The organism is uncultured Brevundimonas sp. (assembly GCF_937863155.1).
Classification (GTDB): domain Bacteria; phylum Pseudomonadota; class Alphaproteobacteria; order Caulobacterales; family Caulobacteraceae; genus Brevundimonas.
Map to the genome: position 1 here is coordinate 1 of NZ_CALMFB010000019.1, position 13,127 is coordinate 13,127.

The following is a 13,127-nucleotide window of genomic DNA, read 5'->3' on the forward strand; positions in this document are numbered from 1 at the left end:
TGGCGACCTACGCCATGTGGTGGATCCGCGCCTCGATCCAGGAATACATCCTGCGCAGCTGGTCGCTGGTCAAAATGGGCACCACGGCGGCCCAGAAGAAGCTGTTCTTCAACCTGCGCAAGGCCAAGAGCCAGATCTCGGCCTTCGAGGAAGGCGACCTGCACCCGGAACACCTGTCGGCCATCGCCACCAAGCTGGGCGTGTCGGAACAGGAAGTCACCGACATGAACCGGCGCCTGGGCGGCGACGCGTCGCTGAACGCCCCCTTGCGCGCCGATGGCGAAAGCGAGTGGCAGGACTGGCTGGCCGACGACACCGCCGTGTCTCAGGAAACCCATCTGGCCGAGACCGAGGAAAAGTCGATCCGCATGAGCCTGCTGCAAGAGGCCATGGAGGAACTGACCGACCGCGAAAAGCACATCCTGACCGAGCGCCGCCTCAAGGACGATCCCGTCACCCTGGAAGAGCTGGCCGGTCAGTATGGCGTCAGCCGCGAGCGCGTGCGCCAGATCGAGGTTCGCGCCTTCGAGAAACTGCAAAAGGCCATGCGCGCCGCGGCCGAGGAACGCAATCTGGTCGACGCCTGATCGGCGTCGGCCGACTACCCGGCCTGGGTGTCGGGTGTAGGTGCGCTGATCGCCAACAGGGCGTTGATCGGCCCGGCCAGATCATTCTTGCTGGCCCGGCCGGTCGCCACACACGTCTCCAGAGATCCGGCCGCCAAGGCCAGCCGCGCATCCGACGTCTTCAGCGCCAGCGTCTTCAGCGTCTCGGCCTGCTGACGCACAGCGCGCACGGCCTGGGTCGGATCGGTGTCGAACTGCGCCAGGGCCGAGGCCAGAATTCGCAACGCCTGATCCTTGGCCGCCAGCAACGTCTCGGCCGCCGTCTTGGGGGCGTCGGCCTTGCGCTTGCGCGGCCCGGCGTATTCGCCCGAGTTGAACCGCCGCCGGTCCGGCCCGACGTAGGCCACCGCCTCGACCCAGTCGCGCGGTTTCAGCAGCACATTCTCGACCCGCCGGAACAGATCCGTCGAGGTGAAGGGTTTGCGCAGGAACTCGTGCACCCCCGCGTCGCGGGCGCCCTTGATGGTGCTGGCCGTCGCTTCGGCCGTCACCATGATGATCGGCGCCATGCGGCAGCTCATCGTTGAACGGCGCACCCGTTTGGCCAACGCCTCGCCATCCAGGCGCGGCCCCGTGCGTTCGGTGATGATCAGGCCCGGTTCGACTTCGCGCGCCAGGTCCATGACCCGCTGTTCGTCGCATTCCACAAAGACTTCGCGCGCGCCCAAGCTCTTGACGATATCGGCGAGCAACCGCGAAGAGGCGGCGTTCGGATCGGCCACGATCACGCGGCGCAGACCCGGCTCCAGGCGGTGGACGATCTTCTGATCCAGGGTAAACAAGCGAAACGGCTCCTCTGAACCGCCATCGCTAGACCACGCCGGTTAAAACCCGTTGAACGCGGGCCGTTTTCACCCGCGCCCCTGGAACGGATCGCGCATCAATATGGTGTCGTCCCGCTGGGGGCTGGTCGACAGCAGGGCGACCGGCGCGTCGATCAACTCCTCGATCCGCCGCACATATTTCACCGCATTGGCCGGCAGATCCTTGAAACTGCGCGCCCCGGCGGTGCTTTCGCTCCAGCCTTCCATCTCCTCGAACACGGGCTCCGCCGCCGCCTGGGCCTTCAGGCTGGACGGCAGATAATCCAGAACCTGATCGCCGATGCGATAGCCGACGCACAGCTTCAGCGTCTTCAGCCCGTCCAGTACGTCCAGCTTGGTCAGGGCGATCCCGTCGATCCCATTGATGGCCACCGACTGACGCACCAGAACGGCGTCGAACCAGCCGCACCGCCGGGCGCGGCCGGTGTTCACGCCGACCTCGCGGCCCACGGTCGCCAGATGCTCGCCGATCTCGTCATGCAGTTCGCAGGCGAACGGGCCTTCGCCCACGCGGGTCGTATAGGCCTTCACGATCCCCAGCACATAGCCGACCCCGCGCGGCCCCAGGCCCGATCCCGCCGCCGCCTGTCCGGCCACGGTGTTGGAACTGGTCACATAGGGATAGGTGCCGTGGTCCACATCCAGGAAGGCGCCCTGCGCCCCTTCGAACAGCACACGCCGTCCCTCGCGCGTCGCCTGGTCCAGAACCCGCCAGGCCGGTTGCACGAACGGCAGGATCTTGGGCGCAATTTCCAGCAGTTGCGCCAGCAGCGCCTCCGGCTCGATCGGGTCCAGACCCAGGCCGGCGCGTAAGGGATCATGGTGGGCCCGCAGCCGCTCGATCTTGGTCTTCAGGTCGTCGGCGTCCGCCAGGTCGCACACCCGGATCGCCCGACGTCCCACCTTGTCTTCATAAGCGGGGCCGATGCCGCGCCCCGTCGTGCCGATGCGGGCGCCCGGCGCGCTGGCCGCCGCCTCGCGCGCCACGTCCAGCGCCGGGTGAATCGGCAGGATCAGACAGGCGTTCTCGGCGATCATCAGCACATCCGGCGTGATCTGCACGCCCTGCGCCTGAATGGTGTCGATCTCGCGCACCAGGTGCCAGGGGTCGATCACCACCCCATTGCCGATCACCGACGGCTTGCCCTGCACCACCCCCGACGGCAACAGCGCCAGCTTATAGACCTGATTGCCGACCACCAGCGTGTGCCCGGCGTTATGGCCGCCCTGGAACCGCACCACCATATCGGCCCGGTTCGACAGCCAGTCGACGATCTTGCCCTTGCCCTCGTCGCCCCACTGAGCGCCGACCACCGCCACGTTCGCCAAGACCCGTCTCCGCAAGCTGAATGCGGGCGCAGCCTATAGCCGGGGAATCGTCCGGTGTCCCCTAAAAGCCGGCGATTTATTCCGCCATCGCCGTCTGGAACGCCCAGTCCAACCAGGGCGTCAGCGCCTCGATGTCCGCCGTCTCGACCGTGCAACCGCACCAGACCCGCAGGCCCGCCGGCGCATTCCGGTGGCTCTCCACATCGAAGGCGGCGCCCTCGGCCTCCAGCAGCGCCTTCATCCGCTTGACCAGCGCCTGGCGTCCGGCCTCGTCCATGGCCAGAACGCGCGGATCGACGATCTTCAGACAGACCGAGGTTGTCGAGCGCGTCGCGGGATCGTCCGCCAGCCAGTCGATCCAGTTCGTCCGCGCCACCCAGGCGTTCAGGGCGCCCGCATTCGCCTGCGTCCGCGCGATCAGGGCCGACAAGCCGCCGACGCTGCTGGCCCAGTCCAGGGCGTCGATCCAGTCTTCCAACGTCCAGACCGAGAAGGTGTTGATCATCGACCCGGTCGCCAGCGTCCGGTCGAACCCCTTGGCGTCCCGCAGCCTCAACACCTTCGGCACGGGTCGCGGCGGTTCATAGGCGTCCAGCCGCGCCACCGCGCGGGGCGACAGGGCCGCGACCCCCAGGCCCGCCTCTCCGCCCAACGCCTTCTGGAACGAGAAGGTCACCACATCCAGCCGCGACCAGTCCATCGGCATGGCGAAGGCGGCCGAGGTGGCGTCGCAGATCACGATCCCCTCTCGGTCCGCCGCAATGAAATCCGCACTCGGCACGCAGACGCCCGAGGTCGTTCCATTCCACGGAAACACCAGATCCTTCTTCGGATCGACGGCCGACAGATCCGGCAACCCACCCCAGGGCGCCGCCAGCACCTCGGGCTCCAGCTTCAGGTGATCGCGGATGTCCGACACCCATTGCAGGCCGAAATTCTCGAAGGCCAGCACCTGCACCGGCCGCGCGCCCAGCATGGACCACAGCGCCGCCTCGACCGCCCCGGTGTCCGATCCGGGCGCATAGACCAGCACCCAGTCATCCGGCACCTCCAGCACCTGTCGCGTCAGCGTCAGTCCATGGGCGAACCGCGCCACCACTTCCGGCGCACGGATTCCGCGTCCCAGCAGGTCGTGATTCAGCGCCTGCGACGACCATCCCGGCCGTTTGGCGGTCGGCCCCGAGCTGAACCAGGGCCGTTGCGGCCTGACATTGGGCTTGGCCATCATGGCGTATAGGGCCGCTTGGCGCGCCACTCTTCGGCGAACTTCACCAGGGCGTCGTCCGGCGGTTCCGGCAGGGTCACCACCAGCTTGGCCAGCAGATCGCCGCGCCTGCCGCCCTCGAAGCCCCCCCGGCCTTTCAGCCTGAGGATCTTGCCCGAGTTTGACCGCGGCGGCACCGTCATGGCCACGCGCCCTTCCGGTGTCGGCACCGTCACCTTGCCGCCCAGTATGGCGTCCGGCGCCGAGATCGGCAGGTCCATGATCAGGTCCGCCCCCTCGCGCCGATACAGCGGATGCGCCGCGATCTTCAGTTCGATCAGCGCATCGCCGGCCTGACCCAGTCGCCCCGGCGCCCCCTGGCCCCGCAGACGGATCACCTGGCCGTCGCCCGCCCCCTTGGGGATGGTCACATCCAGCGTACGCCCGTCCGAAAACTGGATGCGCCGCGTCGCCCCGGCGATGGAATCCTCCAGGCTGATCTCCAGGGTCGCGCGCACATCCTGGCCCTTGGGCGTGAAGTCGCGCGCCCCGCGCTGACGCCCCTGCCCGCCGAACATGCCGAACAGTTCGTCCAGATCGATATTGTCGAAACTGGCCCGCCCGCCCGGGCCGCCGGCCCCGCCAAAGCCCCCGAAACCCGCGCCTCCCGCGCCGCCGCCGAAGCCGCGATGCTGCTCGCGCCCGTCGGCGTCGATCTCGCCGCGGTCGTATTTGGCGCGCTTGTCCTTGTCGCCCAGCACGTCAAAGGCGGCGGTGACACGCTTGAATCGGTCCTCGGCGGCCTTGTCGCCCGGATTCTTGTCCGGGTGCAGATCCTTGGCCAGCTTGCGGAACGCCTTCTTGACCTCGTCCGCGCTGGCGTTCCGCGCCACGCCCAGTTCCTTGTAGGGATCGCCCGCCACTGTCGCTCCGTTCCGCAAGGGGTCGAAGCGTCAGTTAAGCCATGCCCCGCCCCTTCGGAAGGGGTTGCGCCCTCACGACGTCAGATCGCATCGCGCCGCCGCGCCCCAGCCCCACGCCTGACGCCATTCGCAGACCTCGGCCCAGGCGTCGCCCAGGCCGTCGCGATAGTCCGCCTCCAACAACGCCTGGCCATGGATCAGCATCGGCGCTTCGACCTCGATCACCCGGCGCATGGTCACCCCGTCCATCAGACGCACCCGGAACCGCAGGTCCGGGTCCAGTCCTCGGTCGGCGTCCCACGCATCGCCATACAGCCGCCGTCGCGGCGTCCAGGTCAGGGTCAATCCGTCCTCATTGGTCTCGGCCCGCAGATGCACGGGCGCCCATGGCCGATCATGCACCCCGCGCACGCTGGCGGTCAGACGCGCGGCGGTCGGGCCGCCCGGCGGCGCCCCCGCCATGACCGCGCGGAACATCAGCGGCAGGCCACGTTCCTCACGCCCCAGATCCAGCCGCACCAGCGCCTGATCCAGCACGACCACGATCGCACCCGCCTCGGCGCCGGCCTGCATCTCCGGGTCCGTCCCTTGCAGCGCGCGCAACAGGCCGCTCAGCCGCCAGGCGCCGCCGCCCATCGGCTGAGCCTGACGAAAGGCGATCAGCTCCCAGCCGTCGCCCGCCCGCACGGCCACAGTGTTGGCGCCGGCCAGCACCGCTGCAGCGCTCATGCTCTGCGGCGCCGGCCCTTCCCACTGCACCGTCAGGCTGTTGATCTCGTCCCACCGTCCGCTGACCCCCGGCGTCAACGGCGCGATCAGCCGCCCCACTGAGGCCGAACGGGTCGCGCCGCCACGACGCCTCAACGCTGTCTCGTCGGCGCCCGCATGCACATCGACCCGTCGCCAGGGGTCCGAGGCAACGGCGGCCACGGGCCGCTCGTCTGTCTCCCGTCCCGGTAAGGGCGGCAGGTCCAGTATGGCCAGGAAAAGCGCGGCGAACGGCTCTTCCGCATCCGGCGCGGGCGCATCGACCACGCCGCCGGTCGCCAGCATCGGCGTGACCCGCCGCCGCAACACCGCCTGCGGCGTCTCGTCCAGCGCCACACGATCCACGCGCCAGACGCCGGCCTCTCCGACCAGGGCCAGCATGTCGCCCGGCTCCAGCATCATCGCCTTGCGCGGCGCCAGACTGATAGTCCGGCTTTCGCCATTGCCCCCTTCTCCCAGGGCGACGGCCCCCGCCAGACGCGCCTGACCGGCGCTGCACGCGACCGGCAGATCCACATCCAGCCCACTGCCGTCGCCCGCGTCGTCCGCCCGCAAGACCACCGACGCCGTCTGATGATCGGCCAGGGCGTCGATATAGCGGACCCGCACGCTGCTGGGCCGCTCCTCGGTGATGCGGTCGGCGCGGATCGGCGCGGCCTGATCGTCTGGCAGGGCCAGATCGCTCCAGGCGATCGTCTCGGTCTGGGTCTCGCGGCCCAGCACCGCCACCTTGCCGTCGCGTTCGGCGATCACAGCATCGACGGCGCGCAGCAACGGCTCCAGCGCATCGCGCGTCCGCATCGGCCGATCGATGGCGTAACCGGTGACGTCCCCGTCCACGCCCTCGATGACGAAGTCCTGGTCCGTCAGCCCGCCGCGCCTCAGGATGGCGGCGATCATGGCCACGACATCGCCGGTCATCCGCCCGTTCAGCCAGTGACCCGTCCGCCACGCCGGCGCATCGGCCCAGACATCCTTGCGCGCCGGAAACGCCGGATAGGGCCGCGCATCCCAGCACCAGGCGTCCGCCGCCTCGACCATTCGCCCCACATAGGCCGAGGCTACAGGATTGCCCGCCGGCTCGGCGAAGTGATCCAAAATCGCCTCCAGCGCCCGCCGCTGCATGATGTCGCTGCGCTGGCCCGTCGAATGGGGCGGCAGGGCGCTTTCCGAACTCTTGGGATCGAAGAACAGATTGGGGGCGTTTCCGCCGCGATCCACGGCGGCGCATCCGAACTCGGTCAGGCGGATGGGCTTCATGCCGGGCGACCAGGCGGTGGGCGCATCCGCCCGCACGCCGCCGGGCCGGTCATAGTGGCTGTTCGACCACCAGCCGATCAGATCCTTGGCGCGGAACAGCCAGTGCTCGCCATGCGCGGTGTCGATGATCGGGGTGCGCAGCTGGGCCGCCTCGTCGCCCGGATCGGCATAATACCAGTCGAACCCCGGCCCGCCCGCCACGCCATCGGCCAGATAGGCCCGATCCGCCGCATGGGCGTATTCGATCCCGTCCACGCCGCCGTCGCCAGACCGCCAGTCAGTCAGCGGCGGGTACCAGTCGATGCCGACATAGTCGATCGCCTCATCCGCCCACAGGGAGTCCAGGTGAGAGCGCACATCGCCGTCCGCGCGACGCACCCCGAAATATTCTGACCAGTCGGCGGCATAGGACAGCTTGATCTCCGCCCCCACGATGGCGCGGCATTCCGTGGCAAGGGCGCGCAGGGCGTCGACAGCCGGAAACTCGTCATCCTGGTCGCGGGTGGTGGTCAGGCCCCGCATTTCCGACCCGATCAGCAGACCGTCCGCCTCCGTCTCGACCGCCAGTTGCGCATAGTGCAGCGCCAGCCGGCGCAGGCCCCAGTCGTCGGCGCCGCCGAAGATCGCATCCACCTGCGCCTGCGCCTCCGGTCCGTCCTCGCCGCTGATCCGTCCGCGCCACGGATAGGCCGCCTGACCGACCTCGTCCTCTGACCCCGGCAGATCGTTGTCCGCCGCAATATCCATGAAGACGAAGGGATAGAGCGTCACCTCAAGACCCCGGCCCTTCAGCGCCGCCACCGCCTGGCGCACGCTGTCGTCCGACGGCGTGCCGCCATAGGCCGGGGCGTCCTCGATCCGGCTGATCAGATGGGCGTCGGCGCGCGTCAGGCCCGCCACCTCCCATGTCGCGCCCTCGACCACCTTGTCGCGGCTTTCGACACCCGGCCTGATCCGGCATTCGCCGGCCCTCAGATCGTCGCCGAACCAGCCGACGACCAGGCTGACCCGCTTCAGGTTCGGGCACTGGGTCATCAACTGGTCCAGCGAAACCTGGAAGTCCGTACTGCCGCCGCCTGTGTGGACATTCTCGCTGCGGGTGCGGGTCAGCCCTTCACGACGGGTCACCGCATCGGTCGCCAGCACGAACTCGCCGGCGCCGGGGATCAGACAGACCCCCTCCAGCTTTTCCTCCAGCCCATCGCCCTCGGACCGTTTCAGCACCTCGAAGCTCAGCTGCGGCGGTCGGTTGCCATAGACGCCCAGCGGCAAATCCTCGAACACCACATAGGCCGTGCCGCGATAGGCGGGCGCCGCCCCCTCGATCGCCTCGATCAGAGGATCAGGCGTCTGACCCGCCCCTCCATGATAGACACGCATGGATACGCCGCTCAGCTCCATCGGCCGCCCGTCGGCCCAGATGCGCTCCACCGCATCGATCGGCCCTTCACAGATGGCCACGGCGAAGCTCAGCGAATAGGCCGCCTCAACCGTCCGCTGACCGCCCTTGCCGCCGCCGCTCTCATGGCGCCGCTCCAGGAACCTCGCCGCCCAGATCACCTGACCGGCCACGCGCATGCGCCCGGTTACAAAGGCCATGGGCGCGCCGTCCGCCGTGGACTGCAGCCGCAATCCCTCCAGCCGCGGCCCGCGCTGCCGCGCCGGCGACAGGGCGCCGATCAGGGCGTTATCCGCCACCCGACCCAGGGCCGATCCGATCACCCGGCCGACGCCGCCGCCCAGGGCCGCGCCCACGCCGCCCAGAACAACCTGCGCCATCAGTCTTCCTTCCTATCTGCCTGTTCCGGCCAGGCGAACACCGCCGCCAAGCGGCGCCGCCACCACGGTCCCATCCAGCTTTCGACCACCGCCCGCCCCCAATAGGCGTGGATGATCCGCCACTCCGGCCCGTCCACGGCGCTGATGACGCCGCAGTGTTTCACCGGCGCCTCCGGCGTCATGCGAAACAGGACCACATCGCCCGGCGCCGCCGCCTCGACCGGCTTGGGAATCAACCAGCGTCGCGCGGCCTCCAGCAGGGTTTCCACCTCACCCACCTCGGCCCAGTCGGGTCGATAGGGCGGCGGCGTTTCCGGCTCCGCCCCGATCACCTCGCGCCAGACGCCGCGCACCAGGCCCAGGCAGTCCGCCCCCACGCCCTTGTCGCTGGCCTGATGCCGATAGGGCGTACCCAGCCAGCCGCGCGCCGCGCTCACGACATCCGGCCTCATCCGCGCCGGCTCCGGCCGTCGTGACGGACGCCTTCCGCCGGATAGACGGTCAGATAGTCATCGCCGGGAATGTCCGGGAAGCCCTGGAAATTGGCGGCGTTGTCGAACACCCGCCCGCAGGTCGCCCAGGTCTTGTCGCAGCGTTTTCCCGGGAAGGCGGCCACATCAACGCCGCATCGGCCGTCGCCCAGGACCGCATCGCACAGCCGGCCATAGGTGCGGCCCACCACCCGCTCCAGCGCCGCCACCGGCCCTTCCAGCTCGGCCGTGAAGGCCTCGCCCTCGCGCCTCAGCCGCGCGATCCGCCCGCGCCACAGCCGAACCTTCAGCGTCGGCAGGGTCCAGTCCACGCGCCACAGCTCGACCTGTGCTCCGTCATACAGTCCCGCGCCGATGTCCGCTTCCGTCACGCTGTCGGCGTCCAGTCCGCCTGACGCCGCCGCCGTGCCGGCCTGCGCGCCCAGGCCCGTCTCCATCGCCCCGACGGTCCAGCCGCTGCCGGCCCGGCAGACGACGCCATCAACCGTCAGATCCCGGTCGTGATCGGTGAACCCCATCACCGTCCCGTCCGCGCGTTTCAGCCGCCACACATGGCACAGGCTCGCCGCACCGCTCTCGATGCGGGCGGCCAGAGTTTCTGGAATGATCCGCATGGCTCAGACCCGGATCTCGATCAGTGGAACGGCCGCCACCCGCCCGGCGCCAAAGGTCTCCAGCGTCACCTCGATCCGGTCCGTATCGAACCGCACCGGCGTGTCGAAGGCGAAGCCGGCGCTCACCGCGGCGCCCGGCGCTGGGGCGACGGCAAACGTCACCTTCCCGCTGTTGGCGTCCACCGACCACCCGCCCGAAGCCTCGACCCCGTTCACCGCCACCCGCACCGAACCGGCCACGGGCTTGGTGATCGCCCGGCTCAGATCGCCGCTGTGTTTCACCAGTTGGAAGACGCGCCGCGACCCGTCCCCGACGCCCAGCGCCTGATCCGTCGGCGCGATGGCCCCGCTGGGCGCGCACGACTTGAAGTCGGCGAAGTCGCGGAACCGGAACCCGTACAGCCGCCCGCGCCGCGCCTCGAAGAAGGCGGTCAGTTCCGCCATGTCGTCCAGCGCTCTCAGGCCCGCCCCGATCAGATAGCGCCGCCGCCCCTGGGCCCACGGACTGGATCGCCGCTCGTATCCTGACGCCAGGGTCACGACCTCGGTCCGGCGCTCGACCCCGCCGGTCGATCCGAACGACAGCCGCGCCGGCAGGCGCACCTCATGAAAGGCCATGTCCTCATCCATCCTGTCTCATCGCCCGCGCCCGTCCGGCGCGGCTCACATCCGGCGGGCGCCCAGGGCCACCGCCCGCGCCAGGCTCTGGGCGATCTGCGCTTCGGATCGCATCAGGGCGCCGGTCCCACCTTCGACCGTGACATTCACTGTCACGCCGGGCGCGCCCGCCGCCTCGATCACCCCGGCGGAGGACGGCCGGAACACCTCCGGCCCACGTTCCCCGACCAGATAGGCGCCGCCCCCCATAACCGGCCCGCCGTCCGCCCGCGTTCCGGCGAACAGGCCGCCGACGGCCTGGGCGATGGCCGACGACAGGCCGCCGCCGCGCGCGCCCGCCGCGGCGTTCACCGCGTTCAGCACCGCCCGCGCCAGTGCGGCCAGGGTCACCTCCCCGTCCGCCGCCGCCCGCACCAGCGACCGGGTCAGACTGTCGCCCGCCCGGCCGAATGCGCTCTCGATCGCCTCGGCCGCCCGCTCGGCGGGTTCTCTCAGGGCGTCCAGCGCCGCCGCCGCCTCGGCCGCCTTCTGCGGCACGCCGTCCAGGCCGTCCGGCCGAAATCCATCAGTCATCGGGCCAGGCCTCCATCATCTTGTCCAGGTCGCCGCGCCCCATCGGCGCCGCCACCGCATCCGCCGCCGTCAGCATCCGCCACTCGCGCACCGACAGCCGCCAGAAGGCGTCCGGCGCGATCCCCAGCGCCAGCGCCGTCCGCATCATCGCCGCCCAGGTCACACCGCCGCCGCAAACGCCAGGGCCACCGCCTCGGCCGCCTCGCGCGGCTCCACATCGCCGGCGTCCAGCCCTGTCTCGCCGCCGCCGCGCAACAGGGCGCCCAGCACCGCCTTCAGGTCGCGCGCCGACAACCGCCGCATCCGTTCCGCCAGGCCGTCCAGCCCCTCGCACCCCAACGCCGTCTCGATCTCGGCCAGGGCGCCCAGCGTCAGGCACAACCGTCGCGGCGCCCCCGCCAGGGTGGCGATCACCTCGCCGCGCGCGCCGTTCACCGTCATGTCGTGGCCGTGAAGCCGATCTCGCCGGCGCTGGACAGGGTCATGGCGAAACTGGCCTCGCCCTCATGCTCGCCCGCATATTCCAGCGCCGAGACCAAGAACGGCCCCTCCAGCACGCCGAAGTCCGGCACCGTCAGCCGCCATCGCCGCGTCTCCTGGGCGAAGAAGGCTTCGCGGATGCGTGCGTCCGACGTGGCGTCGCGGAACACCCCCTGGCCCGAGACCGAGGCCGACTTGACCCCCGCCCCGGCCAGCAGCTCGCGCCAGCGCCCGGCGCTGTCTGCGTCGGTCACATCCGCCGTCTTGGCGTTCAGCGAGATCGTTCGCGCCCTCAGGCCCGCCACCGTTGTGAACGCTTCCGGCGAACCCCCGTCGCCGATCTTCAGCAGCATGTCCCGGCCCTTTTGTGCGGCCATGTCAGTCCTCCGTTTCCTCCGTCACCGCCCTCAGGCGGACGACGGCGTATGTTCGTTTCAGGTCCGGCGCGCGGAACACATCGGTGAAGGTCACGCGCAGGTTCGCGGTCTTCACCCCATCGGCTTCCAGCACCGCCTCATGCAGCCGCGCCCTCACGGCGGCGGCCACGGCCCGCGCCTCTTCGGTCCCGCCAAAGCGCGACACGCAGGTCAGGCCGATCCGATGCTCGACCCCGCACCCGTCGGCGTTCACGGACCGGCTTTCGGACCGCCCCACCGTCAGATGCGGCCACGCCGGATCGACCGGCGGCTGATCCCATATCCGCGCCGGATCGCCCAGCAGCGCCTGCAATCCGACGTCCGCCTTCAGCCAGGCGATCAGCGCCTTCTGCAGCGCCCCCTCATGATCCTTCATCGCGCCCGCTCCAGCCCCAGGCTCATCTGCCCCGCCACCGCCTGGTCGACCGTCGTCACCGTCCAGTCGGCGCCGCCAAAGCGCAGCACTCGCCCTTCGACGATCCGCCCGTCCGGGCGACAGGTCGCGGCCATCGTCTCGACCGCCCGCGCCGCCTGGCCTTCATCGCGGCGTTCGCGCCGTCGCCGCGCCCCGCACGCCAGCCACGCCATCCCCTGGTGTTCATAGGTGACGGTGCGCCCGCCATAGGGGGTCTCGGTCTCAACCGGCCGCTCGATCCGCGCCAACACCCGCATCGTCCCCATCGTCACACGGGCGCCGCTCACAGCCGCACCACGCGATAGGGCGCCACCCAGGCCTCGACCGGCGCGACCGACATCTCGGCCTCGTTCCGCTCATAGGCTCTGAGCGTCAGCATCAGGATCGCCAGCCTCAGCGGCGCCGGCGAGGTGGAGGTCAGGCTCAAGCCCACCTCCCCCTCCACCCGCGCCCTGGCGGCGTCGATCAACGTCTGGATCAGCCCATCCTCCGCCTCGTGCTCGACGCGCAGGAACAGCTTCGCCTCCGTGAGGGTCACGGGTGCGGTCATTGGTGTCTCGCTTTGCTCGATAGTGACGAGTGGCGAGTGGTCAGTGGCGAGTGATCGCCAATCCCATCCCGCCTCTCGCCCGTCCACGCCGACGTCAGCGGCGAGCGGCCCTTACTCGCCACTCGCCACTGACCACTCGCCACTCAGCGCGACTAGGTCGCGCTGAACTTCATCACCTTGATGGCGTCGAAATTCTGCACCCCGCCGCCCACGCGCTTGGTGGTGTAGAACAGCACATAGGGCTTGGCCGAATAGGG

17 protein-coding genes are annotated in these 13,127 nt (G+C 69.9%); 1 reads left to right on the plus strand and 16 read right to left on the minus strand.

Translation table 11 applies throughout. The features are described 5' to 3' along the window. Positions 1 to 587: sigma-70 family RNA polymerase sigma factor (locus tag Q0581_RS02795; RefSeq protein WP_298697405.1), on the plus strand; the 587-nt coding region annotated here is incomplete at its 5' end. A 14-nt stretch (positions 588 to 601) separates the two neighbouring features. Here Q0581_RS02795 and Q0581_RS02800 read toward each other — a convergent pair. The 16 genes from Q0581_RS02800 to Q0581_RS02875 all read right to left on the minus strand — a co-directional run. Next, a complete protein-coding gene (locus Q0581_RS02800) occupies positions 602 to 1,408 on the minus strand; it encodes a response regulator (RefSeq protein WP_298697406.1) in 807 nt (268 codons plus the stop codon). 69 nt (positions 1,409 to 1,477) lie between these two features. After that, the gene (locus tag Q0581_RS02805; protein ID WP_298697408.1) at positions 1,478 to 2,779 is read right to left on the minus strand and encodes an adenylosuccinate synthase; all 1,302 of its coding nucleotides are present in this window, start codon (positions 2,777 to 2,779) and stop codon (positions 1,478 to 1,480) included. A 76-nt stretch (positions 2,780 to 2,855) separates the two neighbouring features. Beyond that, positions 2,856 to 4,007, minus strand: coding sequence for a phosphoserine transaminase (locus tag Q0581_RS02810; RefSeq protein ID WP_298697433.1), 1,152 nt, complete (start codon positions 4,005 to 4,007; stop codon positions 2,856 to 2,858). Continuing rightward, a complete protein-coding gene (locus tag Q0581_RS02815) occupies positions 4,004 to 4,906 on the minus strand; it encodes a DnaJ C-terminal domain-containing protein (protein ID WP_298697410.1) in 903 nt (300 codons plus the stop codon). The genes Q0581_RS02810 and Q0581_RS02815 overlap by 4 nt, the downstream gene beginning before the upstream one ends. Before the next feature lie 72 nt (positions 4,907 to 4,978). Then, on the minus strand, positions 4,979 to 8,713 hold the full coding sequence (locus tag Q0581_RS02820) for a glycoside hydrolase/phage tail family protein (protein WP_298697412.1): 3,735 nt from the start codon (positions 8,711 to 8,713) through the stop codon (positions 4,979 to 4,981). Further along, entirely contained in the window at positions 8,713 to 9,165 is a 453-nt protein-coding gene (locus Q0581_RS02825) for a peptidase P60 (RefSeq protein ID WP_298697414.1), read from the minus strand. Before Q0581_RS02825 ends, Q0581_RS02820 begins: the two co-directional genes overlap by 1 nt. After that, positions 9,162 to 9,818, minus strand: a complete 657-nt coding sequence (locus tag Q0581_RS02830) for a DUF2163 domain-containing protein (RefSeq protein ID WP_298697416.1) — start codon at positions 9,816 to 9,818, stop codon at positions 9,162 to 9,164. Before Q0581_RS02830 ends, Q0581_RS02825 begins: the two co-directional genes overlap by 4 nt. A 3-nt stretch (positions 9,819 to 9,821) precedes the next feature. Continuing rightward, positions 9,822 to 10,436: a DUF2460 domain-containing protein gene (locus Q0581_RS02835; RefSeq protein ID WP_298697417.1), complete on the minus strand. Its 615-nt coding sequence runs from the start codon at positions 10,434 to 10,436 to the stop codon at positions 9,822 to 9,824. A 45-nt stretch (positions 10,437 to 10,481) separates the two neighbouring features. After that, positions 10,482 to 11,009 carry a phage tail tape measure protein gene (locus Q0581_RS02840; RefSeq protein WP_298697419.1) on the minus strand — a complete coding sequence of 176 codons (528 nt, stop codon included), beginning with the start codon at positions 11,007 to 11,009 and terminating at the stop codon, positions 10,482 to 10,484. Then, entirely contained in the window at positions 11,002 to 11,154 is a 153-nt protein-coding gene (locus Q0581_RS02845; RefSeq protein ID WP_298697421.1) for a phage tail assembly chaperone, read from the minus strand. Before Q0581_RS02845 ends, Q0581_RS02840 begins: the two co-directional genes overlap by 8 nt. A gap of 14 nt (positions 11,155 to 11,168) precedes the next feature. Further along, complete coding sequence (locus tag Q0581_RS02850) at positions 11,169 to 11,450, minus strand: GTA-gp10 family protein (RefSeq protein ID WP_298697423.1); 282 nt, start codon at positions 11,448 to 11,450, stop codon at positions 11,169 to 11,171. After that, positions 11,447 to 11,866 carry a phage major tail protein, TP901-1 family gene (locus tag Q0581_RS02855; RefSeq protein ID WP_298697425.1) on the minus strand — a complete coding sequence of 140 codons (420 nt, stop codon included), beginning with the start codon at positions 11,864 to 11,866 and terminating at the stop codon, positions 11,447 to 11,449. The genes Q0581_RS02850 and Q0581_RS02855 overlap by 4 nt, the downstream gene beginning before the upstream one ends. A gap of 1 nt (position 11,867) precedes the next feature. After that, on the minus strand, positions 11,868 to 12,281 hold the full coding sequence (locus Q0581_RS02860) for a DUF3168 domain-containing protein (RefSeq protein ID WP_298697427.1): 414 nt from the start codon (positions 12,279 to 12,281) through the stop codon (positions 11,868 to 11,870). Further along, positions 12,278 to 12,607, minus strand: a complete 330-nt coding sequence (locus Q0581_RS02865) for a head-tail adaptor protein (RefSeq protein ID WP_298697429.1) — start codon at positions 12,605 to 12,607, stop codon at positions 12,278 to 12,280. Before Q0581_RS02865 ends, Q0581_RS02860 begins: the two co-directional genes overlap by 4 nt. Then, positions 12,604 to 12,870 (minus strand): head-tail connector protein, encoded by a 267-nt coding sequence (locus tag Q0581_RS02870; RefSeq protein ID WP_298697431.1) that lies wholly within the window; start codon positions 12,868 to 12,870, stop codon positions 12,604 to 12,606. The genes Q0581_RS02865 and Q0581_RS02870 overlap by 4 nt, the downstream gene beginning before the upstream one ends. A gap of 152 nt (positions 12,871 to 13,022) precedes the next feature. After that, positions 13,023 to 13,127, minus strand: a 105-nt coding sequence (locus Q0581_RS02875) for a phage major capsid protein (RefSeq protein ID WP_298697434.1), incomplete at its 5' end; no start/stop codon positions are given.